Genomic DNA, 23,759 nt, shown 5'->3' with positions numbered 1-23,759 from the left:
CTTTTCTTGATCACCTTGCTATACATCACATATCCTCTTTTCTTTGCAGACCTCTTTTTATTAAGTCAATCTGCGTCGTATAATTCGCAATCGCCTCTTCTTCCGTCAAATCATGAACAAATACCTGAACAAGATTATGAAACGTAATTGCACCGACAATCTTGATGATATGCAACAATTCCTGCTTATCTTTTATATTCAAATAAGAGGTATCTACCAATTCTAATGTCTGAGATCGCTCATTTTTTAAGCTTTCTTTATACATGCTGTTGGCCATCGTATTTTCTTTGCGATAGTTCATGTTACGAAAAGCATGATTTAACAGCTCGCCGTGTTCTGGGTCATGACGCAAAGAAATCATATGACGGAATGCATCCTCCAACGTCCCTAGCAGGTCGCCATTCTTCTCCTTCAGAATAGCTGTTATCTTTTTATTATTCTCTTGAGACAGCTGATTCAGCAGAAAATAATAAAGATCTTCCTTATCCTCAAAATATTGATAAAAGCTGCCTCTCGGTATACCCGCACCTTTTATAATGTTAGCGATAGATGCTTCGTGGAGAGGTACACGTGAAAATTCTTTCTTAGCTGCATCTATTAATGTTCGTTGTTTTTCTTCTGGTAATTGAAGAAACGTTTGTTTTGGCATCCTTCATTTCTCTCCTGCCTAACATATGACAACGTGTCATATTGATGATATGTTCATTATAATGTGACACCGTGTCATATGTCAATACAATTCACTCTCTGTTCCACTGATGCATTAAAAAAACGGATTTCCATTCACTAGGAAATCCGTTTTTGCCTCTTCTATTAAGGTAAATTATTGCCGGCAGCCCGGTAAAGGCCGTACCATTCTTCCCTCGTTAGCTTCACGTTCTGCGCTTCACTAATGGCGTGAATTCTATTTGGATTCATTGATCCAATAACAGCTTGAATCTTGGCAGGATGTCGCAATATCCAAGCAATAGCAATTGCCGATTTACTAACGTTGTACGTTTCAGCAACCTCCTGCAATACCTTGTTGACGCCTGGATATGCCGGGTTATCGATAAAGACGCCTTCAATCATGCCATATTGGAATGGCGACCAAGCTTGCACCGTCATCTCATTCAGCTGGCTGTAAGGCAGTACACCAGCGTCACGCACGACTGATTCCCGGTTTTGCATATTAAGATTCAAGCCGGCGTCCAGCAGGGGTGTATGCATTAAACTGAATTGCAGCTGATTGATAATAAGATCTTCTTTTATATACTGCTTTAACAGATCAATTTGATAGGGCTGATGATTGCTGACACCAAAATGTCTTACCTTTCCGCTTTCCTTCAGCTGCCCAAACGCATCCGCTACTTCTTCTGGTTCCATTAAAGCATCTGGCCGATGCAGCAAAAGTACATCAAGATAGTCTGTCTGCAGCCTTTCCAGTATTCCATCGACACTAGATAAGATATGCTGCTTCGAAAAATCAAAAAAACCATTTCGAATGCCGCATTTCGATTGCAGAATAATATCCTCCCGCTTCACCGCGCTTTCTTTCAGCGCCGCAGAAAATGTTTCCTCTGATGATCCTGCACCATAGATATCTGCGTGATCATATAAAGTGATGCCTGCCTCTTTACTTGTTTCAATTACTCGTAAAGCGTCCTGTTTATTTAGATCTTTCATTCGCATACAGCCAAGCGCAATTGGAGCTGTTTCAAGTTTGCTTGCTCCTAATTTCATTGTGGTGCCTCCTTTTACTGCAATACTTGCTTCAATCTATCTATTGCCCATTCGAGCTCATCTTCGGTGATAATTAGAGGCGGAGCGATTCGAATAACAGTTTCGTGTGTTTCCTTGCACAGCACACCTAGTTCTTTGAGTTGTTCACAGTACGGTCGCGCAGGCTCGGTTAGCTCTATTCCAACAAACAAGCCTCTTCCTCTAACTTCTTTTATTTTGTCCGAGGCCAGCTGCTGCAGCTGTTCTTGAAGATAGGTGCCAAGACGATTGGACCTCGCCGCAAGATCTTCCTGTTCTATTACGTCCAGTGCTGCAATGGATACCGCACATGCCAGCGGATTTCCGCCAAACGTAGAACCGTGCGAACCAGGATTAAATACCCCTAACACTTGCTTATCCCCCGCCACACAGGAAATAGGAAACACACCGCCGCCAAGCGCTTTGCCTAGAATGTATACATCCGGTACAACATCTTCCCAGTCACAGGCAAACCGCATACCTGTACGTCCTAAACCTACTTGAATTTCATCCGCAATAAACAACACATTTTCTTCTTTACATAGCTCGGAAGCTGCTTTTAAATAGCCGTCTGGCGGAATAATGATACCCGCTTCTCCTTGAATCGGCTCCAGCAGGAACGCTGCAGTATTCGGCGTGATGGCAGCCTTTAAGCTTTCCAAATCACCGTAAGGAATAATTTTAATACCAGGCAGCATCGGTCCAAATCCACGTCGATATGCAGATTCTGAAGACAATGACACAGCCGTCATTGTCCGGCCATGGAAATTCCCGCTGCAGACGATAATCTCTGCCTGGTCGTCCGCAAGGCCCTTGACGTCATACCCCCAGCGCCTGGCAACTTTAACAGCTGTCTCCACTGCTTCGGCACCAGTATTCATTGGTAAGATCATTTCTTTTTCAGTGAAAGCTGCCATCTTTTCGTACCATAACCCGAGCTGGTCATTATGAAAGGCACGGGAAGTGAGTGTTACCTTTTGCGCTTGTTCGATCAGAGCTGTGATGACTTTCGGATGCCGGTGTCCTTGATTCACTGCCGAATAGGCACTCAGCATATCCATATACCGCTTCCCCTCGGTATCCTCCACCCATACGCCCTCTGCCTTCGAAATAACGATAGGAAGCGGGTGGTAGTTATTTGCCCCAAACTGATCCGTCAACTGCAACAAGTGCTGTGCATCTGTAGCTTTCATCCCAACTGCCCCTTTCCAGGTTCATTTGGCGCCCATGATCAGCGCAATATTTCTGACTATTCTTATATTCTAACAAAGCAGCTTCTCTTTGTAAGCGTTTTAACTCGAAACCAAAAAAATGTCCAGCTGTACTGGACATTTTAGCTGCTATTTTATAGAATTGTTGCCGTTTTTTCCTGCTTCTCCATCACCACATGTGGAATACCGTCTTCATCAAAAACTTCGGAAGCTTCCACATAACCGAGCTTCCGGTAAAAGCCGCTCGCCTGCACTTGTGCATGCAGCTTGAATTTTGTTTTACCAGCTTGACGGACAAGGTCCTCTAGACTCTCAATAATAACGCGTCCAAGTCCATGCTTACGAAATTCCTTCCGCATACAAATACGCTCCAGCTTTCCGAAATCTCCCACAAACCGAAGCCGTCCTGTTCCAACAGCTTCTCCGTCATGGAAAACCAATAAATGCTGACAAGCACCGCCCAGCACATCAAATTGATCAAATTCATCCTCATGCGCTACACCTTGTTCTTCTACAAACACTGCCGTACGCATCGCTTTTGCTTTCTCAAAATCTTCTTCCGTTGTAATGACTTTGTATGTATTCAATGAGTTACCTGCCTTTACTTATTTGCTAGTTTTATTTAAACAAGCCATATGTTCTAATTGCAAGACTTTTCACTCATCTGACCAATATAAAATCTGATTGCACTCTTAGCAGATTTAAACCTTCTTCCCCTCCAGCGGCTTATTCCGAAACAAAGCCAAAATCCCTACGATCACGCCACCTATCAGCCCTGCAATCAAATCGGTCATTGTATCTTTGTTTCTGCTTCGCTGCATCACACTCGTTACCGTCATATCTCCAATAAATTCAATACTTTCCCAAATGGCACTCCCTAGAGCAGCTATACCTAACACAAAAAGAAAGATAATCCACCGTGAAATCTCAATTCCTGATGGCCGCAGTACTTTATAACGGTATATAGCCAGACCGAGCCATGCAACATACATAGCGCCAACAACATGCAATGTGACATCCCACCATTTGTATGTATCATAAAAATGAAAGATAGCTCCTAAAATAAAGGTACAAACGAGCAAGGCGTAATAGCCCAAAATATGCGGCACACGAAATGGCGTACGCTGGAGAAACAGCAATCCTAATGGCAAAGCACTCATAATTACCCGGCCGCCGCCTTTTGTCCAAGAGTTTGTGTCTCCATTTTTAATTTCTATTACAAAAGAGACTAGCATAAAGCTGATAAATAAGATGCTTAACGCAATAATTGTTTTTTTCATATTCTCTCTCCTTTGACTCTTTTCCTTAGTCTAACCAGTCAAAGCAGTTCTTAATGCAAATACAAAAAAGACGATTCACCTCTCAAGTGAATCGTCTCCATGCTAGTTGAGGAACTCTTGTATATCCTCATCTAAATAAACCCAGCCTTTCCAGCCGATATGAATTGTGTCCCGCATAAAATACGGATCATGTTCGTGACCGGAATAATCGGCGTAAGTAAACCCGCTATCTGAAATCTGTTTTTTAATTCGGTCATAGTAGGCTTCTCTTCCTTGCTTTGGAAAACCGGTGTAATCGTAGTATGCACCGTTTACAGGAATCACAACAAACAATGGTTTCGCTTGTGCTTGTTGGAGAATATCCAGCATCAGCTGGAAGTCCTCATATTCAAGTGACTCCGCATAGGAATGCCCTTTATTCTTTCCTTCCATCTTCTTGATGTAGTGCTGCTTATGCTTATACACCTTATCATCCATATAGAATTGGGAGTGCTGTGTCCGTTTCTCACCATATATATCGGCTTGGGCTCGCAGTTCTTCCCATGACTTGTTCTTCACTGTATCTGACTGATGCCGATTGGTTGGCTTCTCTTTTAGAAGTGTGAAATACAAATCTTTTTTCTGAAGCATGGATAGATACGCTTTTGCAGGAACTGATAAACTAGTAAACAACACTTTGTTGTCATTCAGATACGCATCATACAACTGATATAGCAACGTGTCGTTTTTAACTGCGTCGTATGTCATCAAACGCTCCATCAACTTTCGTTTCACCTGCTCGTCTACATCCTTGTTGAAAGGCAGCTGAAATGCCTGCAGCGAAGAATAGTTTGGTGCAAAATGCTGCTCGTCTGTACCATGTTTAACAAACCATTGCGGTGATACGATAATTACTATCTGCTTGTTTTTCAGTTGATCAGCATGTGTTGCAAAGTTCACATCATGAATAATAGAAGTCATTCCACCTTTTCCTATTAAATAAGGTGTAAAGGCAGCATCAGTTGTTTCGAAATAATTCGATGGATGAAATGGGTCCCAGCGCGACAGTTCAGAAGAACCATAAATCGGCACATATGATGCATCTTTAAGCATTTCACTTTGTAAATATGTTCCCTGGAACATAGCAGGCTCCAGATTGATAGCTGCTTCTTCCAAACGATCTGCTGGAACTAACTTAGCCAGCCATGATGCCGGTACGAACACAAATCCGGCAAACAGGACCAATGCAAGAATGATTGGTCCGAAAAGATACTTCCTCTTCATTATTTCAGCTCATTTAAACGATCTACAATCGCATTTGGTGTGTTCCATGTATCTCGGTCGAATTCAGTAATTGGTACATTGATAGCTAGCTGCTCTTCAAATTGAACAAGTAATTCTACTGTCGCGAAGGAATCAATCAATCCTGCGTCGAAGATATCCATATCATGCTCTTCTTTTACCACATCATCTTCACAAACTTCTGCAATCACTTGTAGTACTTTCTCTTTAAATTCCATCATTCTATTCCCCTTTTATTGAAATGGTCTGCCCGAAAACAGATAAAATCCGAAACAGACAACATGAAAAGTAATGACGATTGACACAACCGTCATCATTCTGCCTGTTGGCCAGCGTTTATGTTTTTTATTCCAAGTCTCAAAGAAATTAAAACCGGTCATCATCAAGGCGTGGTATGCACCATAGATGATGTATTGAATGGCTAATCCATGCCACACTCCCATCAGCAGGAACAGCAGGATATACCCTAAATTCGAGACGAGCATTTTGTTTTGTATCCATTTTTTCTTCTTCATCAAAAAGACGAAGCGCATGAACACATAATCACGAAACCAGAACGAAAGCGACATATGCCAGCGGTTCCAGAAATCTTTGATGTTGCGGCTGATGAATGGCTTATTAAAGTTCTCCGGCGAGCGTATTCCCATTATATAGCTCACTCCGACTGCAAACGCTGTATAACCGGCAAAGTCGAAGAATAAGTACAAGCTGTAGCTGTACATGTACAGCAAATGATACGTAAACTTACCATCTGCTATCTGATCAAGATTCATAATGAAGTACGTATTGATGCTGTAGCCAATAATGAACTTATATAAAAATCCAAGGAAAATCTTGTTAATTCCTTTATAGAGCAGTTCCTTGTATTCCTCCGGCGTCCAGCGCATTTCTTCATCTTTCTGAAAGCGGCGGAAACGGTCAATCGGACCTGACGAGATGGTCGGGTAAAACAGCATAAAATAAACAAGCTGATAAATAGACAGCTGCTGCTTCATTAAACCATCTCTTGTTTCGATAATGATTTGGACAGCTCGAAATGTAAGATAAGAGATACCGAGGAAGCTCGCCCAATTATCCACTGCCAATATCGGTAACACCTTTGATAAGATCAATGGCAGGATGGACAGCATACTCATTACATAGAATACGAGACTGCTATTCTTTTTCTGCCTATAAGCAATGTAGCCTTTGATTAGTAGCAGCTGCAGAGCTGTAAAGGCAACTAACGAGAGAAAACCTGCGCTTCCTTCTGAAAATATAATAGCCAATACAATAATGGAGACGAATACATTGTAATACCGAAGGCGCTTGCCCAATATGCCGAGAATCATTGTCGGCAGCAGCAAGAGACCTAGAATAATAAAGAAAAAGAAGGAACTATACGGGGTCATGCGAATACCTCTTCCTTCATTCCCTTACGGTCTGCTTTTCCATTCATCGTCATCGGAATTGCAGTGTGATACGTGAATTTCCGCGGAATCATGTATGCTGGCAAACGCAAGGCAAGATCCTTACGAATAGCAGCTGTCAGCTGGTATTCTTTTTCAAAATTATGATCTGCTGGTACAACTGCTGCAATCAAGTATTCAATTTCCTCATTCGGTGCATGCGGAATAATAAGTGCAGCCTTTATGTACGCAGATTGATTCAGGTGGAACTCAATCTCTTCCAGCTCCATCCGATAGCCATGCAGTTTGATTTGATAATCCAGCCGACCTTGGCAGTACACCAATCCGTCCTGCATAAAGCCCGCATCTCCAGTACGATAGGCAGCCATTCCGTTTATGATGCCAAATGCATTCTCCGTCAGCAGCGGCTCTCCAAGATAGCCTTTTGACACACTCGGACCTGCAAGGATAAGCTCTCCTTTTTCGCCATCAGCCAGCGGATTACCCGCTTCGTCCACAACGAGAATACGCATATCAGGTTTCACATACCCAACCGGCAGTGCTGCTTTCTTTTCAAGAAATTCGCCGGTAATCTCAACAGATGTCACGGCAACTGTTGCTTCGGTCGGTCCATACGTATTAAAAATCCTTGCACTTGGGAAACGTTTTTTCAGTTCTTTGGCCACCGCAAGCGGCAGTACTTCCCCGCAGAACAGGAATAACTCAAGCTTCGGAAGCATCTTTTCATTAAAATCCGGATTTGGGAGACACATTTGTACGAAAGAAGGAGTCGATGTCCATACTTGTACGCTAGAATGACTCAAGCTCTCAAACAAAAGCTTAGGCTTATTGATTACTTCTTTCTCCAATGCATGCACAGTTCCACCGCTTTGCAGCGCAGGATAAAAATCCATGACAGACAAATCAAATGAAAATGGTGCCTGATTCAAGAATACTTTCCCTTGATGTAATGGAAAGTCACCTGTCATCCAATCTGTGAAAGACTGCAGATTTGCAGCAGTTATTTGAACGCCTTTTGGATTTCCGGTACTGCCGGAGGTATAAATGATATAAAACACTTCATCTAGCTGCACCCAGTGTTCTTCACCGATAAACTGTTCTGTTTCCAAATGCAGTGTCTGCATATGTAAAACAGCAACATGATTCAGGTCCAGTACGCTATCTGTCGTATTGATTACTAATTGTGCACCGGATTTTTCCACGATAAGACGCATCCGTTCCATTGGAATGGATGTATCGACCGGAATATAAGGGTGGCCAGCCTGTACACAGGCGAGGAAGGATACCGGCATATCAGCTCCCATATGACCATACACAACAATTGGCGTCTGCCGACCAAGCTGCGCGGCGTGTATAAAACTTGCCAGTCTGCTTGCCCTGTCCCAAAGCACTCCGTAAGTCAGCACGTTGTCGTCTGTCCGAAATGCTGCCTGCTCTGGGTTGCTTGCTGCATGCTGTGCAATGCGTGTTAAAAGTCTCATCTTATTATCTTCTCCATTTAAAAATCATTATAAATATAGTTGCCTGTATTGGCCGTGTGGAATCCGTACATCAAAAACAGGGTGACAAGGATTGCCAGATAAAAACAAGTATGTAAAGCAAATCGGACACCTGTGTGTGTATACAGCTGCTTAAGCTTATCCATTTTCTTTCTTCCTTCTATTCAAATTTGTAGCCAGTTCCAATAACCGTTCGAATATGATGGGATTCGCAGTTTAATTTGGCGCGCAGCTTCTTTATATGTGTATCAACTACTCGACTGTCTCCATCAAAATCTAACCCCCACACGTGATTCAAAATTGTTTCACGTGAAAGGACGTTATTTTTGTGTTGAAGCAGGAACACCAATAATTCATATTCTTTTGGTGTCAATTCGACTTGCTGGCCATCGAGCTCAAGCTGATGAGACTTTGTATTAACGATTGCTTGCCCGAAGCTGATCATATGACCAGTCGGCAAATAATGTTCGGTTGCCCGCTTCATTAACGAATTGGCACGTGCTACTAGCACTTTTGGGCTAAATGGCTTGGTAACATAATCATCAGCACCAAGTTCAAATCCATGAATCTTATCATTATCACTAGATTTCGCTGTCAGCAAGATAATTGGTACACCAGACCTCATGCGAACTTGCTTGGTAACAGCAAATCCATCCATTTGCGGCATCATAATATCGAGAATGACTAAATCGGGATAAACCGCATCAAACCAATCAATAGCACTGCTGCCATTATCCGTTTCATACACTTCCCAGTCGTCTTTTTTGAAGTAGTCAGCTACTACTTCCCGGATTCTCACTTCATCCTCGACAAGCAACACTTTCTTCCCCATCGTGAATCTTCCTTCCACTCTATATACATAAGTTAACAAGCTTGTATGTCTTTCATGTGTCCTCTAAGCAATTTATCCTACTATTTATCAAACTTAACGAAGAAGCGGACACCTTCTGTCGTGTTTTCCACTCCGTAATCAAATCGATGAAGCGTGAGAATTTGCTGGATGATTGCTAATCCCAGTCCGGTACCACCTGTCATGCGGCTGCGTGAGGCTTCTGTCCGATAAAATCGTGTCCAGATTTTCTTCATTTGCTCCTCCGGTATATGCAGCCCTTTGTTCTCAATGCTAAAGTTACTGCTGCCAGTTTCCTGGTCTGACGCTATTCTTATGGTAATGACAGAATCAGCTTCGCTGTGCCGGATAGCATTCACAAGAAAATTCCGCATCACGCGTTCCATCCATTCATAATCGGCCGTTATAGGCAGTTCGTTTTGCGGAATGATTTCTATTGTCACATTTTTCTCTTTTGCCATATTAAATAGCTTGGCAGCTAATTCTTCTATCATTTCACTGAGCATAATAGACGTTTTGCGCAGCTTAATAACACCGTTCTCCAGCTTTGCTAAATCCAGCATGTCTTTAATCAGGACTTCCATTTTATCTGACTCTTCTATAATTACTTGCACATAATGATCTTGCTTATTAGGGCTAACGCCATCCTGAAGTCCTTCTGCAAAGCTTTTGACAATACTAAGCGGTGTTTTCAGCTCATGTGAAGCATGCTCGAAAAACTCCCTTTGTGCCTTTTCCATCCGCTTTCTTTTCTCCATATCTTGCTTTAGCTGTCCATTTGCTTGCTTTAATTCACTCAAAGCAGCATCAAGGTTTTGCGCCATTGTCAGCATATTATTGGAAAGGCTCCCCAACTCGTCCTTTTGTTTTATCGGCTTAGCTGAGGAAAAATCAAGATGTACCATCTTTTTGGCCATTTCATTTAGCTTGATCAGCGGTCTGCTGACAAGACGGGAATAAATAAGAGACAGCAAAAGAATTAGCACCAAACCAGCAATACCGATATAAAAATAAAACAACTGCAATGCTTCATTTGTATCCTTAATCTCCTGCAGTGACGTTATAGAGAATAAGTATTGTTTTTCTCCTTCTTTTTCAACGGGATCAATTAGTACAAGGTTATGTTTTCCGCTCCATGGTTCTATCCAATCTAACTGCAGACTTTCTCCTTTGGATAGCTTTTTCAACTCGGCTTTTTCTAATGGGAACCACTCCAGCAAAGCGTCATAAAGCAAACCTATTCCTTTATTCAACATTCCTGACTCGGGCAGCGAGATACTTGTTACTGTTCCTTGCATGGTTACTTCATTATCTACTAAATCTTCACCGACACTGGCATCTTCATTGGTAATAACAGAAGGATACATCACCGTTGTGACTGTTCCATCAGTTTCTCCTTGGACAGTTAGTGTGTCTCCCTTCTTGATGTCCAGCGTACGCAAATCATTCCCATAATCTGTTACGAGTAAAGAAAGTGCTACTTCCACTTCTTCACCACTTTCTGTCTTCATCATAATGTTAAACGGATCTCGCACAAGCTGATAGCCATCTTTGTCGACGATTGTTAAAGGACTCTTTGTTTCCCTCATATAAGCTAACGTCTGCTTTGTCAGTTCTTCCTCACTCCAGGAATCATCTTCATAGCCATTTGCTAACCGGTGCAAATGCGCTGCAGCTTCTTTTGTTTTATGGTGCTCGTAAAATCGATCAAAAAACAACAGCTGAAAGATCATAATCATGGCGTAAAAAGCCAGAAAGAACAGCGCTGTCACAGCAAACAACTTAACAGTAATGCCGCGTTTTCTCATGTTGTACTCCTTTATTTCTTACGACGATTTGGTATATATACTTTAAATCACGAGTATGTTTTTTGTGTGTCCACCGATACAGCCTCCATATCGTACCTGTTTTTCATAAAATGCGGAACCTTTTTTTGTAAAATCCAAACTTTGATTTGCTGCATAAGCTAACTTCGGGACATATCACCAGAAAAGAGGGTACACATGGGGAAAGATAACGGATATATAGACTACACCAAAAACAATGTGCAATATTTTAATGATGTAAATAAAAATCGTTTATTCACCAGAAATAACCAAAATTATATCAACCGACTTGGCCGTGATGTATTAAATACATTAGGAAATGTATCTTTGCTTGATATTTTCCTGAGTAAGGGAAAGACGGTTGAACCACATTATCACCAAAATGCAGCTGAGCTGATTTATGCAATTCAGGGTTCCGCACACGTTTCGCTTATTAACCCTTTTACCAATAACGTGGAGTCTATCTCCATTACACCAGGTCAGGTAGCAAATATTCCGCAAGGCTGGTGGCATTGGGAGACAGCAGCTGAAGATGAAACGCACTTGCTGACAATATTTGATGCACCTTACCCTGAATATATTTTCGGATCCGACATCTTGGCTAAAACGCCAGTCGAAGTATTGGCACAAACATATTGCCTCGATAAAAAGAAGCTGCGCGAAACGTTGAGACCGCTTGACAATCAAACGATTGTTATTGGTCCGCCTGATGAATGTAATCAAAGAACTGTTCTAGAAAACAGTTCACCTTATCAAGACCCGAACATATCTCCTCCAACATATAATACGGATGGACAACAATATTACCGTTTCAAATAAAAACAGCCTCTCCCCTTAGGGAAAGGCTGTTTTCTTACTTATTCATTATTGAAGCAGCATCCGCAAATCGGCTTCGTTTTGCAATAAATCCTGTAGCGTATAAGCATCCAGCACCTGCAAATATGCATGCAATGCCTTGCCAAGAACCCCTCTTAGGCCACAAACAGAAGCAATCGGACACGTATTATTTTCCCGATTAAAGCACTCCACCAAGTGAAAATCATCTTCCATTTGCCGTACGACAGCTCCTACATTAATGTCCTTTGGATCACGAGCCAGCCTGATACCTCCTGACCGACCTCTTACTGCTTCTATATAACCTGCTTGCCGCAGTTCATGCGACACTTTCATCAAGTGATTTTTAGATATTTTATAGGCAGTCGCGATTTCCTGAATCGTCGACAGCTTGACTTTTTCTTGTGTTCCCAGATATAGAAGGATCCGCAGGGAGAAATCTGTATACATTGTTAACCGCATTATTATTCCTCCTCTTCTTGAGGATTATAGCACAAGTAGCCTGGAGATTGGACATAAAGAGAATGTGACACTTTTGTTAAAGTGGTATTCTAAATATATCTTTTAACCAGAATTAGCTTTATGATAAAAGTAATTCAACGAAAGAAGGAATCAACCATGTTATCAAAAGAGACGATTAACATTATTAAAAGCACTGTACCTGTACTAGAAGTACACGGAACCCAAATTACGACTGTCTTTTATGAAGAACTATTTAAAGCTCATCCAGAACTGCTGAACATTTTCAACCACGCTAACCAAGCTCAAGGAAAACAACAGACTGCACTCGCGAATGCTGTCTATGCTGCTGCTGTGCATATTGATAAACTAGAACAAATTCTCCCGACTGTTGTACAAATAGCACATAAACATGTAAGCCTTGGTGTTAAACCAGAGCATTACCCAATTGTAGGCGAATACTTACTCAAAGCGATCAAGATGGTACTAGGAGATAACGCAACTCCAGAGATTCTTCATGCATGGGGAGAAGCATACGGTGTTATCGCGGATGCGTTCATTGGTGTAGAAGCCACGATGTATGAAGAAAACGAGAAAAAAGAAGGCGGCTGGGCGTATTTCAAAGACTTTGTTGTTGAAAAAATCGTTCCAGAAAGTGACGTTATCACTTCCTTCTACTTGAAACCTGCTGATGCAGCGCATGTACCTTCGTTTGCACCAGGTCAGTATATTTCCGTACGCGTATCCATTCCTGGCGAGAAGTACATGATGATCCGTCAATACAGTTTATCTAAAACACCGTCATCAGATATGTTCCGTATTTCCGTCAAAAAAGAAGACGATAACAATCCAGACGGTAAGGTTTCTGTCTACTTGCATACCCAAGTAAAAGAAGGAGATACACTGGAAGTAAGTGCACCTGCTGGTGACTTCACGCTTAGCGAAAAGTCAGATAATGCTATTACATTCATCGCTGGCGGTGTCGGAATCACACCAATCATGAGTATGATGGAAACACTCGCAGCAGAAGAGCCAACTCGGGAAATTGTCTTCCTGCAAGCAGCACGCACACCAGCATACGCTGCCTTTACGAAGCAGATTCAAACTCTTCAAGAGAAGATGCCCAACTTAACTTATCAAACATACTACGAAGAAAATCGAATTAACGAAACGGTGCTCCAAAATATGGTCCACGCAGATAGTGATGTTTATGTCTGTGGTCCAGCTGGATTCATGGAATTCGTCATCTCTACACTCTTTCGCACTGGCTTCAGCAAAGAGCAGATTCATTTTGAATTTTTCGGACCAGCAGCAGACTTAGAGAAAGCAGAATAACACAAATAAAGCGCATTGCCTCATCATCGGCAATGCGCTTTTTTAGTTGACCTCTTTCTATTCTCCCATATTTTCCGCCCCAAAATATACGCAAACAGTAAAGCGACTGTTTAATGACTTAACGTCTAGCTGACTTCCTTTAAAAATTCTTTCTAAATAGAATAACGCGAAATGAATAGGGTAAAAGGTATGTACAGGCAAGTTTTAGATTGCAAACAAAAAATAAAGGAGACATACAAATGAAGATTGGAATCATTGGCGCAACAGGAAAAGCCGGAAGCCTCATTACAAAAGAAGCTGCGGAACGCGGCCATGAAGTAACAGCTATTGTACGGAACCCGGCTAAAGTTCAAAAAGATGATATTAACATATTAGAAAAGAATATTTTTGATATCAAAACAGAGGATATTAATGACTTCGAGGTGATTGTTAATGCCTTTAATGCACCTTCTGGTCAAGAAGAGCAGCATATAGAAGCAGGCCGCATACTCATGCATGCACTGAAAGGTGCTCCTTCGACTCGCCTCCTCGTTGTTGGCGGTGCTGGAACTTTGTTCACAGATGAAAAGAAAACGACTCGTATTCTGGAGACAGAAGACTTCCCGGAAAGTTTCTATCCGACAGCTTCTAATATGGCTGAGAATCTAAAAGAATTGCAAGACAGCAACGACATTCAATGGACATTCATCAGTCCAGCCAGTATTTTTGACGCAGATGGGAAACGGACTGGCAACTACCAAACTGGCGGCGACATCCTTCTATTGAATAATCAAGGTGAGAGCTATATCAGCTATGCTGACTTTGCGATAGCTGCCTTAGATGAAATTGAAAAACCAGCTCATCCAAATGAACGCTTCTCCGTTGTAGGAGAAAAAGCATAAAAAAGAGCGCTAGACTCGAAGTCTAGCGCTCTTCGCTTATTTCAATAGATTCAAAGATTCGCGGTTGAATGCTTCCAAATCATCCGGCGTTCTGCTTGTTACGATATTATGGCTTACTACCACTTCTTCATCTTTGAAGTTAGCACCAGCGTTGATTAAATCTTTACGAACACTGCGGAAGCCTGTAATGTCTTTGCCTTTAAGCAAGTCTGTATCAATCAATACTTGCGGACCATGGCAAATAGCAAAAACTGGTTTCTCATTCTCTACGAAAGCTTTTGCGAATTCACCTGGACGATCATCTGCACGAAGCAAATCAGGAGAGAAGCCTCCAGGAATAAGCAGCGCATCAAAATCACTTGCATCCACATCAGAAAGCGCCTTGTCAATCTTCACTTTCTCACCATGCTTGCCCGTAACTTCCTTGCCAGCTTCCAAGTCAATGCTGACCACACTGTGCCCAGCTTCTTCGTATGCTTTTACCGGACTAGTATACTCTACATCTTCGAATTGGTCGGTTACTAAAACTGCAATCTTTTTACTCATATATAGTCCCTCCTACTTTAATCTGTTACTATCGTAGCAAAAGCTTTTGTGAGTATTCAATTATGTTGCTCATTGCTTCCATTAAAAAAAGCCCTCCGAGGAGAGCTTCTTCTAGCTTATCTTATGATTGTTTCGCCTTCACTCGAATCTGATAAACAACCAGCAATAAAATAAACCACACTGGTGTGACAAACAAAGCAATTCGTGTGTCTTCAGCTAAGGCAAGCACCACGACAACGAACGCTAAGAAAGCTAAGATTAAGTAATTCGAAATGGGTGATAACGGCATTTTGAACTTGCTTTTCTTCGCCAATTCCGGGCGTGTTTTGCGATATTTCAAATGAGCAAGCACGGTTATGCTCCAAATGAAGATGAAGCAAACTGTCGATATACTCGTGATCAGCGTGAAAACACCTTCAGGTATGATGTAGTTAAGCACGACTGCAATCAAAATGATAATCATAGAAAAGAACAGCGCGTTTCTAGGTACTTTTCGCAAGTTCAATTTCTTAAATGGCTTCGGTGCATGATCCTCTTTTGCCAGTGAATATACCATCCGGCTTGTACTGAACACGGCGCTATTACAAGCGGAAGCAGCCGATGTTAACACAACAAAGTTGACAATACCTGCCGCAGCTACGATTCCAACAGCTGTAAATACTTGTACAAACGGACTTTTGGCCGGATCGATTGCATCCCACGGATAGATACTCATAATGACGATGAGTGCCCCAATATAGAAGACAAGAATTCGAATCGGAATATTGTTAATTGCTTTTGGAATAACTTTTTCCGGATTCTCTGTTTCACCCGCAGTCAGCCCGACAAGTTCAATTCCGACGAAGGCGAACACAACCATTTGGAATGACAGGATAAATCCATGTACGCCGTTCGGGAAGAAGCCGCCATGATCCCAAAGGTTCGAAAAGCTGGATGGACCAGCGTCAGTGGAGAATCCACGAAGAATCATATACACACCAACCACAATCAAAGCCAAGATAGCGATAATTTTTATTAGAGCAAACCAAAATTCCATTTCTCCAAATAATTTCACTGTCGCAAGGTTCATAATCAGCAAAATGACAAGTGCGATTAATCCTGGCATCCACTGCGGTACTCCTGGAAACCAGAACTTCGTATAGATACCAACAGCTGTTAAATCGGCCATTGCAATGGAAACCCAACAAAACCAGTATGTCCAACCAGTGACAAAGGCAGCTCTGTCACCAAAGTAATCTCCGACAAAGTCCACAAAAGATCCGTATCCTAAATTACTAAGCAAGATTTCTCCTAATGCTCGCATGATAAGAAAACAGAAAATACCGGTAATCAGATAGGCAAAAAGAATAGATGGTCCAGTTAGATGAATCGATTTGCCGGCACCTAGAAACAACCCCGTTCCGATTGCACCGCCAATTGCGATTAATTGAACATGCCTATTCTTTAATCCTCTGGCTAGTTTTTCTTCAGCCATGTTTATGCTCCCCTCTTCTTCATTTCGAGTATGGAACATATAAAAAGCCCTGACTCAAAATAAGTATACTATTATATAGTATCGAAACAGCTAGAGGGGTGCAATAATCAAATATTTCTAAACCTTACTATATCGTATGTGTATTAAATCTTATTTCTGCGTCTCTTTAGGACATACGCCCCAATAATAATGAGATAAATAACCAATGTTATCCCAGTAATAACTACCGCTGTTGTCCAAATCACACCTATTAAGATGAGCAGCAACGCAATAATCGCAAGCCACGTTGTCACCGGAAAAGCTTTGACATAATAGGTGCGCTTATCAGGCTGGCTCTTTCTCGATTTCAAATGTGCAAAAGAGATAATCAGCCAAATGAACAAGACGGTGTACCCAAGGGACCCCATCAAGTAATCAAACGTCTTACTGCCGATAAAGAGTGAAATAAGAACCCCTACATATAAGAAAGACGTACAAACAAGTATCGAAACGACCGGTACTTGCCGTTGGGAAAGCCAAGCGAAACGTTTGGAAATCCTTCCGTCCAATGCTTGCGTGTAAAGAACGCGAGATGAACCATACAAACCAGAGTTCATGGACGAAATAATTGCCAGAAGAATAACAGCATTCATCACATGATCCGCACCGGGAATTCCGACAAGCTGGAAGACGAGTACGAACGGACTTACTGCCGATTCGTTCACTTCATTCCAAGGAATTAGACTTACAATAATAAAAAACGGAAACAGATAAAAAGCAATAATACGTGTTAACGTGCTGCGAACTGCTTTTGGTACAACTTTCTCCGGATTTTTTGTTTCAGCTAATGTGACACCAATAATTTCTGTTCCGCCATATGAATAAATAACGACCAACATCGCTGAAATCAAACCGCCTGCTCCATTTGGCAGAAATCCGCCATGAGCTGTCAGGTTAGAAAAGCCGGGTGCTGTATGATCTCCGAAGGATACAAGCAGCAATACAATACCAGCCAAGATGAACAAAATAATAACACTTATCTTTATCAATGCCAGCCAGTATTCTGTCTCGGCAAATGTTTTTACAGAGAATAAATTAACAGCTGTCACAAGCACTGCGACAATGAGTGTCAAAAGCCAAACCGGGTAATCTGGCAGCCAATACTGCAGAAAGATTGCCGCAACTACAGCTTCAGCAGCAATATTTAATACCCACATCTTCCAGTAAATCCAATCAAGGAAGAAAGCTGGAAACTTACCGATACTGGATTGGACCAGATCACGAAATGTTCTTGCATCTTTATTTTGTACTGCCATTTCAGCAAGACCTTGCATAACAAATAATAGAATAATGCCGCCTAGCAGATATGCAAATATAACAGCAGGTCCTGCCAAATCAACAGCTGAGCTTGAGCCTTTGAAGAGCCCTGCACCAATTGCACCGCCTAATGCCATCATCATAATATGGCGCGCTGTCATGGTGCGCTTCAGTCCATGTTGTTCTTTTTTCATCATCTTTACCTCCATTTAAGAAATTCATTTCAGCTTCTAACGAAAAAAAGCCTTCCGTCTCTTCTCCATATATGATGGAAAAGAGACGGAAGGCTTCTTGTGCTTTCCGCGGTACCACTCTCGTTGGTTCTAAAGAACCCGCTTTTCACCTTGTAACGAAGGTAACTCGTCAAAACCTAAGAATCTTACCGTTAGCTTTGCTGCTCCAGGGTGAGTTCGAGGAAAACACAGGCTGCGTTCCACCAATCCGCAGCTCTCTGTCAGCTGTGTCTGTTCCTCTACTACTCCCATTCGTCGCTTTTGTTAAAATATTTCGACCAAATTAATAATCCTAACTATAAGCGCCGCAGAACAGCTTGTCAATATATCTTACAAATTAGTTGATTTCCAATTTTATCTGACCTATAAGACTAAAATCAGCTTTAAAGATACCTCTTGCTAATGGAATCGGAGATAGAAATGTACCGGAGCTTATTGCCATGCCTTTCTTTAAATATTGATTTTTTTCGGCCAGTTTCTGCGTCAGCCACGCAACGGATGAAACTGGGTTCCCCATTACCTCTGTTGCATAGCCCGTATCAATTTGCTCCCCATCTTGTGTAAGTGTCAGCTTAATTTGCGCAGCTTCCTCTAGTGTCAGATCATCTCTTCCATCTGCGGCCAGTACAACTTTTCCGGTAACACCATTATCACAAATTAAATCAGACAACTGAAATTTCGGGAACCAATCAGCAAATCTGGAATCCGGTATTTCTATCCCTGCATGAAGAATGCTTTTCTCCAAAATCTCTTCTTCCTTAGCTCCGATGCTTAAATCATCTTTCAGAACGAATACAACCTCGGGCTCCAGCAGCGGTGAAAGCATCGAAGCTAGCTCTAGCTCCGTATCACCTCTATATAACGTATCTTCAAATAATGTTCCAAATGCCGGTTCGCTTGCATTGAATAAAGCCTGTGTACCAGGACTTGTCATGCTGATTTTATATCCCTTTATTTCTTTTCCAGTCTGCTCTGTTCTTTTAGCTGCAAACACGTGCTGTACAGCATACGATTCTTCAATTGAAAGATTATGTACTTTGCTAAAGAAATCGATCGCTTGCTTCGTTTCATACACTTCTAGGAGTTGTGCTGCTAGCTGCTCTTTCGTAACCTGTTTCACCTGTTCTGCCATCATGCCCTCTCCCCTTTTATCTAAATAATCAGATTTTATAGAATTATAGTACACCTCCCAGGTCATTGCCAGCTGTTTTTCCTTATGTTTATAAGTTTTTGGCCATAAAAAAGACATCTACCCCTCGATAGATGCCTTCATATTTATTTTTCTATTACTTTCGCAGATGTCACATTCGCTAGATTGACAACTTCGCCAGCTACTCCGAACCAGCCATTCTCACTAGCTTTTATCTCGTTCACTACATGCACATAGGAACCAGACTGGTAATCTGTGAATGTATACTTCTCTCCGCCGACAAATGTAAACTCTACATCAAACTTTTCCTGCACGAATAGTGCCTCCTTTGATTTTACCTTCTTAATTAAATAACCCAAAGTCAACACGGTTAAACACATATTTGCTTATTATCAAACTATTTAGTAATCTTGAGGTATAGCAGCTTGCTACAGAGGGAGATCATGATGGAAAAACATATATTCTTGCATCTTGTTGGCACCTTTATTCTAATTGGCGGCATCTATTTATCACTTACGAACACAATTATTGGTGTTGGAATGGCAATGGTCGGAGCTATTTTGCTTGGAGCCAGCTCCTATTTCGTACCTAGTAAGAAATCAAAGCGACCTAAACCTTAGCACACATTACTCTTTTTCCGTTTAAGATATACTAGGATAAACAGCAGATTTGGAACCCAGCAGAGCCAAGCTGTGTAGGCATAATACACGTCATATTGCTGGAGCCCGAAAACAAGCATACATAACCCCAGCCATATTCGCAGTGTTACAGCAGCAAATGTTAGGCTGTAATTCACCATAGTCCAGCGCCGATGCTGGACTATTTTTTCTCGCACCTTTGGTCAAAATTCTCTTCCATTAATGCAGATAACGCTTTATTTTTCAGACAGCAATCGACACAATCTACCAAAACCTTACAAAATACCCCTCTACCAACACACTCCCTATTTTCTTACAATAAAAGCAAGACAAGTACATGACGAGAGGGTGAACAATATGACATTACTCCAGAAGTACATATCGAGTCTGTATCCATTCAGAAAAGGTGATCCTGGCGGTGCGACTATCCTGTATTTGGCTGCCGCTTCTCACTTAGAGCTTTCTCATTTTTACTACTCCTAAATGTTTCTCCTACATATAATAGTAGATTTTGCGTCACTTATATTTGTCATTCATTACAAATACGTCATATTAAGATACATATAGCAGGTTGGCAGAATTAGCATTGTATACATTTTAATACTTCTGTAGCCGCTTCGGTTTGAGTATCAACAATTGTTCCATTTCCATATTCCCGATATATACCAGTGGTTCCTTCTCTTAATTAACCCCACAGAGAACCTAGTGGGGTTAACTAAGAAGGAACCATTTTGGTATTGATCCTATCAGGATAAGACAAATAAAAAATAAGACAGATAACACTTAATGATGTACCAGCAAAGAAGATTACGCTGTGTTTAAAACTCTTTTCTCCAGTCTTCTTGTTCCAGAATAGCCCCGCTTTCGGCTACATAGGAAAAAATAACGGTACCGTGTTCTAAAATACCCTCCTCTTTTAAATAGGAGACAAACGCATTAAAATGCTCATCGTCTTGTTCTTCTTTCTCGCGCGCCACATCTATACGGATAAGTGGTGAGACTTCATGCTCTTTATAGCTTCCCGGTTCAGAAGATTTTATTGATAATTTTTTCCCTATCTCATTATCAAACAGAGCGAAATAATCATGCACATCTGTAAAATTTTCTTCTAGATAGACTCGAATATCACTTTCCAGCTCTTCCCTCCATTTATCAGACACGTAGGTATCAATTAGCTTCCTGGTGTCATCGTCTTCATATATGAAAAATTCTATGCCATTGTTTGTGCTACGAGCTTTCGCGGCGTATTCGAATTCAAAGTTCCCCATATTATCATATAAAGTGTCAACTATCTCAAAGTCCTCGCTAAAGTTCTCATTCAGATAACCGCTGGCTTTATTCTTGATCGCTTCCTCTTTTTCACTGTCGGGAGACATTTCGGTTATAAAAGAAACTGCCAGAAAAGCAATGATTACAACTGCCCCAATTATTATTCCAAGAATAACCTTTAGAAACGTATTCAAGATACCCGCTCCTTTATAATTTCTAGACTACCTATAGACCACCTACAATCCCCTCCCTTCATTATAAAGAACTACGCAGTTGCTTTATACATATATGGTTATTTTTAACAATATACAAGTCCGAAGTTGCATTACCTACCTGCAGCAACAAAAAGAGGCAGCCATCTTTTCAGACAGCTGCCTCTTCTAGTTTCTTTAAAAATCATATGCTGCTTCTTTTTTCTCACGCACGCTTGCTTGTGCTTCTGCTAAGTCAAACGCGTCCTCTGCCAATCGCTGAAGTCGGAGATGTACGTCGTCATTGATGACCTTTCCATTCAGGAAGTCCTTTTCTTCAACAAATACATACGATGCTACGATATGTGCTTTCATATAAGACAAAATTGGTTTTAGCTGCTGTTCTGCAACAAGATAATGCTTTGCTGAGCCTGCCGTAACAACAATACCTGCTACTTTGTCGCGAAATGCCTGCGTAGGCAAAAGATCAAATACATTTTTCAATGTCCCTGGTATGGAAGCTTGGAAAATTGGTGTACCAATAAACAGAATATCTGCTTCCATCAGCTTTTGCGTCACATATGCCGTGTCACCTGTGTACTCTAAATAGTTTCTTCCATCACTAAACTGAAGCTCATAATCCGCCAGATCTAATAGCTCATGGTTTGCATCCGGATAAGCTTTGAGCATTTCTTCCCAAAGTAATGACATCGCTGCTTTGGTTTTTGATCCGACGATTGACCCTGCTATGCCTACTACCTTCATGCATCTGCTCCTCCTTGCTTCGTATATTTCTTAATTGCCGGCAAAATCTCCGTTCCAATCAGCTCAATATTACGTTCCATCTTCTCAAACGGTACGCCGCCGAAGTCAAGCTGTGCTAAATAGCGCTGATGACCGAATTGCTCGTGCTGATAAAGAATCTTCTCAATAATCTGCTGCGGGCTGCCGACATTGATGATGCTGCGGTGATCTTGCGCCTGTGCAAATAACTGTTTCGGGAATCCTTGCCCGTTTGTTTTCTTCATACCCTCATTGATGTGTGGATAATAGTCACGCAGAGCTTCTTGTGTTGTTTCTGCTGCGTAAAAGAAGCCTGTTGTTGCTACTGGAATCTGTGTTGCGTCAAATCCACGTGCTGTTAATGCTTCGCGGTATGCATCAATTGTTCGCTTGAATACACTTGCAGGTCCGCCAAGCATGGCAGTGATCATTGGTACGCCGGCATAACCAGCTTTGATCGCACTCGCTGGTGTTCCCCCTACTGCTCGCCAGATTGGCAATGAGCCATTCACCGGACGCGGAAGCACTTGTGCGTTACGCAATGGTTTACGGAATTCTCCGCGCCAATTTACAACCTCTTCCTGGTTGATCTGCAATAGCAAGTCGAATTTCTCTTCAAACAGTGCTTCGTAATCATGTAGATCATAACCGAGCAATTCAAATAATCCGATACGCGAAGCACGTCCAGCTACAATTTCAGCTCTTCCGCCTGATAACAAATCAAGCGTAGCAAAATTCTCATATACCCGTACTGGATCAGATGTACTAATAATTGTTGAAGAACTGCCGATTTTTATTTTCTCCGTCGCTTGCGCAATTGCGGCCAATATAACTGCGTGCGCCTGCGATGCAAAATAGGGCTGATGGCTTTCCCCGACACTAAAGAAATCGAGACCAGCTTGATCTGCTAACTGAGCCAAGCGCACCAACTGCTGCACCCTTTCTTGCGCAGAAATTCGTTCTCCTGTATGCGGATTGGCTAAATGATCACCTAATGTGTAAATACCAAACTCTATACCTTTACTTGGATCAATACGATAATTTTCCATAAAATCTGTCTCCCTAATTTTTATCTTACAGCCATTATCCACCAAAGCTCACTTATTGGAAAGTACGCACTTAAAAGTGGTATAGTATAGAAAAGGATACTGTAGAATCGGGGGATAAGAGATGAGCGATTATAATGAAGAAATTGTACCGGAAATGTGTAAAGTGACAGATGCACTTGGCATTTTAGTCGGAAAGTGGAAGCCGGTCATTTTGCTTCATCTGCTGAAGAATGGAACGCAGCGTTTTAATGAACTGAAACGTAGTTTACCCGGAATCACACAGAAAATGCTGACAAACCAGCTTCGTGAGCTAGAAGAAGAAGACATTATCGAGCGCAAAGTGTACGCTCAAGTGCCTCCGAAAGTGGAGTATTCGATTACAGATTACGGCACAAGCCTGGAGCCCATTTTGCATGCCATGCATGTATGGGGAGCAAATCATACAATTCATAAGCAAACAAAAAGAAATAATCAAGCGGAAGCCAAATAAAAAGATAAAGAGCAACTGATTTCCTCTGCATAAAA

At 41.7% G+C, this 23,759-nt stretch carries 28 protein-coding genes and 1 other annotated feature; of the genes, 6 read left to right on the top strand and 22 right to left on the bottom strand.

Annotated elements, in window-relative coordinates:
* Positions 1–25: 25 nt before the first annotated feature.
* The 12 genes from KS242_RS03815 to KS242_RS03760 all read right to left on the bottom strand — a co-directional run bounded on the left by KS242_RS03815 (position 26) and on the right by KS242_RS03760 (position 11,078).
* Positions 26–649, bottom strand: coding sequence for a TetR/AcrR family transcriptional regulator (locus KS242_RS03815; protein ID WP_217323090.1), 624 nt, complete (start codon positions 647–649; stop codon positions 26–28).
* Positions 650–813: 164 nt separating this feature from the next.
* Entirely contained in the window at positions 814–1,722 is a 909-nt protein-coding gene (locus tag KS242_RS03810) for an aldo/keto reductase (protein ID WP_217323089.1), read from the bottom strand.
* Between the two features lie 14 nt (positions 1,723–1,736).
* On the bottom strand, positions 1,737–2,933 hold the full coding sequence (locus KS242_RS03805; RefSeq protein WP_217323088.1) for an ornithine--oxo-acid transaminase: 1,197 nt from the start codon (positions 2,931–2,933) through the stop codon (positions 1,737–1,739).
* Between the two features lie 152 nt (positions 2,934–3,085).
* Positions 3,086–3,538 (bottom strand): GNAT family N-acetyltransferase, encoded by a 453-nt coding sequence (locus KS242_RS03800; protein WP_371747592.1) that lies wholly within the window; start codon positions 3,536–3,538, stop codon positions 3,086–3,088.
* A gap of 114 nt (positions 3,539–3,652) precedes the next feature.
* Positions 3,653–4,231: a DUF2238 domain-containing protein gene (locus KS242_RS03795; RefSeq protein ID WP_217323087.1), complete on the bottom strand. Its 579-nt coding sequence runs from the start codon at positions 4,229–4,231 to the stop codon at positions 3,653–3,655.
* Between the two features lie 102 nt (positions 4,232–4,333).
* Positions 4,334–5,494 (bottom strand): D-alanyl-lipoteichoic acid biosynthesis protein DltD, encoded by a 1,161-nt coding sequence (gene dltD, locus KS242_RS03790; RefSeq protein ID WP_217323086.1) that lies wholly within the window; start codon positions 5,492–5,494, stop codon positions 4,334–4,336.
* On the bottom strand, positions 5,494–5,730 hold the full coding sequence (gene dltC / locus KS242_RS03785) for a D-alanine--poly(phosphoribitol) ligase subunit DltC (RefSeq protein WP_254391799.1): 237 nt from the start codon (positions 5,728–5,730) through the stop codon (positions 5,494–5,496). The genes dltD and dltC overlap by 1 nt, the downstream gene beginning before the upstream one ends.
* 15 nt (positions 5,731–5,745) lie before the next feature.
* Positions 5,746–6,903, bottom strand: a complete 1,158-nt coding sequence (gene dltB / locus KS242_RS03780) for a D-alanyl-lipoteichoic acid biosynthesis protein DltB (RefSeq protein ID WP_217323084.1) — start codon at positions 6,901–6,903, stop codon at positions 5,746–5,748.
* Positions 6,900–8,402 carry a D-alanine--poly(phosphoribitol) ligase subunit DltA gene (dltA, locus tag KS242_RS03775; RefSeq protein WP_217323083.1) on the bottom strand — a complete coding sequence of 501 codons (1,503 nt, stop codon included), beginning with the start codon at positions 8,400–8,402 and terminating at the stop codon, positions 6,900–6,902. Before dltA ends, dltB begins: the two co-directional genes overlap by 4 nt.
* A 17-nt stretch (positions 8,403–8,419) precedes the next feature.
* Entirely contained in the window at positions 8,420–8,566 is a 147-nt protein-coding gene (locus KS242_RS03770; RefSeq protein WP_217323082.1) for a teichoic acid D-Ala incorporation-associated protein DltX, read from the bottom strand.
* 14 nt (positions 8,567–8,580) lie between these two features.
* Positions 8,581–9,252 carry a response regulator transcription factor gene (locus KS242_RS03765; protein ID WP_217323081.1) on the bottom strand — a complete coding sequence of 224 codons (672 nt, stop codon included), beginning with the start codon at positions 9,250–9,252 and terminating at the stop codon, positions 8,581–8,583.
* Between the two features lie 80 nt (positions 9,253–9,332).
* On the bottom strand, positions 9,333–11,078 hold the full coding sequence (locus tag KS242_RS03760; protein WP_217323080.1) for a sensor histidine kinase: 1,746 nt from the start codon (positions 11,076–11,078) through the stop codon (positions 9,333–9,335).
* Positions 11,079–11,273: 195 nt separating this feature from the next.
* On the opposite strand from KS242_RS03760, the gene KS242_RS03755 reads away from it, so the two are divergent.
* The gene (locus KS242_RS03755; RefSeq protein WP_217323079.1) at positions 11,274–11,915 is read left to right on the top strand and encodes a cupin domain-containing protein; all 642 of its coding nucleotides are present in this window, start codon (positions 11,274–11,276) and stop codon (positions 11,913–11,915) included.
* Between the two features lie 45 nt (positions 11,916–11,960).
* Here KS242_RS03755 and KS242_RS03750 read toward each other — a convergent pair whose 3' ends face one another.
* Positions 11,961–12,392, bottom strand: coding sequence for an RrF2 family transcriptional regulator (locus tag KS242_RS03750; protein ID WP_217323078.1), 432 nt, complete (start codon positions 12,390–12,392; stop codon positions 11,961–11,963).
* A 156-nt stretch (positions 12,393–12,548) separates the two neighbouring features.
* On the opposite strand from KS242_RS03750, the gene hmpA reads away from it, so the two are divergent.
* Positions 12,549–13,724, top strand: coding sequence for an NO-inducible flavohemoprotein (hmpA, locus tag KS242_RS03745; RefSeq protein ID WP_217323077.1), 1,176 nt, complete (start codon positions 12,549–12,551; stop codon positions 13,722–13,724).
* Between the two features lie 239 nt (positions 13,725–13,963).
* The gene (locus KS242_RS03740; RefSeq protein WP_217323076.1) at positions 13,964–14,605 is read left to right on the top strand and encodes an NAD(P)-dependent oxidoreductase; all 642 of its coding nucleotides are present in this window, start codon (positions 13,964–13,966) and stop codon (positions 14,603–14,605) included.
* A 36-nt stretch (positions 14,606–14,641) separates the two neighbouring features.
* On the opposite strand, the gene yraA is transcribed toward KS242_RS03740, so the two are convergent.
* The 5 genes from yraA to KS242_RS03715 form a co-directional block, all read right to left on the bottom strand.
* Positions 14,642–15,151, bottom strand: coding sequence for a cysteine protease YraA (yraA, locus tag KS242_RS03735; RefSeq protein ID WP_217323075.1), 510 nt, complete (start codon positions 15,149–15,151; stop codon positions 14,642–14,644).
* A gap of 121 nt (positions 15,152–15,272) precedes the next feature.
* Entirely contained in the window at positions 15,273–16,625 is a 1,353-nt protein-coding gene (locus tag KS242_RS03730) for an amino acid permease (RefSeq protein ID WP_371747591.1), read from the bottom strand.
* A gap of 143 nt (positions 16,626–16,768) precedes the next feature.
* Complete coding sequence (locus KS242_RS03725) at positions 16,769–18,115, bottom strand: amino acid permease (protein WP_217323073.1); 1,347 nt, start codon at positions 18,113–18,115, stop codon at positions 16,769–16,771.
* Between the two features lie 78 nt (positions 18,116–18,193).
* Positions 18,194–18,419 (bottom strand) — a binding site (T-box leader).
* 72 nt (positions 18,420–18,491) lie between these two features.
* Positions 18,492–19,289: a 2-keto-4-pentenoate hydratase gene (locus tag KS242_RS03720; RefSeq protein ID WP_254391798.1), complete on the bottom strand. Its 798-nt coding sequence runs from the start codon at positions 19,287–19,289 to the stop codon at positions 18,492–18,494.
* Positions 19,290–19,429: 140 nt separating this feature from the next.
* Positions 19,430–19,618: a hypothetical protein gene (locus KS242_RS03715; RefSeq protein ID WP_217323072.1), complete on the bottom strand. Its 189-nt coding sequence runs from the start codon at positions 19,616–19,618 to the stop codon at positions 19,430–19,432.
* A gap of 132 nt (positions 19,619–19,750) precedes the next feature.
* Here KS242_RS03715 and KS242_RS03710 point away from each other — a divergent pair, with 132 nt between their 5' ends.
* Positions 19,751–19,924: a hypothetical protein gene (locus KS242_RS03710; protein ID WP_217323071.1), complete on the top strand. Its 174-nt coding sequence runs from the start codon at positions 19,751–19,753 to the stop codon at positions 19,922–19,924.
* On the opposite strand, the gene KS242_RS03705 is transcribed toward KS242_RS03710, so the two are convergent.
* Positions 19,921–20,139 carry a DUF2306 domain-containing protein gene (locus KS242_RS03705; protein WP_256444524.1) on the bottom strand — a complete coding sequence of 73 codons (219 nt, stop codon included), beginning with the start codon at positions 20,137–20,139 and terminating at the stop codon, positions 19,921–19,923. The genes KS242_RS03710 and KS242_RS03705 overlap by 4 nt on opposite strands.
* Before the next feature lie 160 nt (positions 20,140–20,299).
* On the opposite strand from KS242_RS03705, the gene KS242_RS18185 reads away from it, so the two are divergent.
* The gene (locus KS242_RS18185) at positions 20,300–20,425 is read left to right on the top strand and encodes a hypothetical protein (protein ID WP_256444523.1); all 126 of its coding nucleotides are present in this window, start codon (positions 20,300–20,302) and stop codon (positions 20,423–20,425) included.
* Between the two features lie 335 nt (positions 20,426–20,760).
* Here KS242_RS18185 and KS242_RS03700 read toward each other — a convergent pair whose 3' ends face one another.
* The 3 genes from KS242_RS03700 to KS242_RS03690 all read right to left on the bottom strand — a co-directional run bounded on the left by KS242_RS03700 (position 20,761) and on the right by KS242_RS03690 (position 23,234).
* The gene (locus tag KS242_RS03700) at positions 20,761–21,405 is read right to left on the bottom strand and encodes a hypothetical protein (RefSeq protein ID WP_217323070.1); all 645 of its coding nucleotides are present in this window, start codon (positions 21,403–21,405) and stop codon (positions 20,761–20,763) included.
* A gap of 195 nt (positions 21,406–21,600) precedes the next feature.
* Complete coding sequence (locus KS242_RS03695; protein WP_217323069.1) at positions 21,601–22,167, bottom strand: NADPH-dependent FMN reductase; 567 nt, start codon at positions 22,165–22,167, stop codon at positions 21,601–21,603.
* On the bottom strand, positions 22,164–23,234 hold the full coding sequence (locus tag KS242_RS03690; RefSeq protein WP_217323068.1) for an LLM class flavin-dependent oxidoreductase: 1,071 nt from the start codon (positions 23,232–23,234) through the stop codon (positions 22,164–22,166). Before KS242_RS03690 ends, KS242_RS03695 begins: the two co-directional genes overlap by 4 nt.
* A 121-nt stretch (positions 23,235–23,355) precedes the next feature.
* Here KS242_RS03690 and KS242_RS03685 point away from each other — a divergent pair, with 121 nt between their 5' ends.
* Positions 23,356–23,724 (top strand): winged helix-turn-helix transcriptional regulator, encoded by a 369-nt coding sequence (locus KS242_RS03685; protein ID WP_097042923.1) that lies wholly within the window; start codon positions 23,356–23,358, stop codon positions 23,722–23,724.
* The last annotated feature ends 35 nt before the right edge of the window (positions 23,725–23,759 follow it).

This window comes from Terribacillus sp. DMT04 (assembly GCF_019056395.1).
Taxonomy (GTDB): Bacteria; Bacillota; Bacilli; order Bacillales; family Amphibacillaceae; genus Terribacillus; species Terribacillus aidingensis_A.
This window is presented reverse-complemented; position numbering and strand designations above follow the sequence as displayed.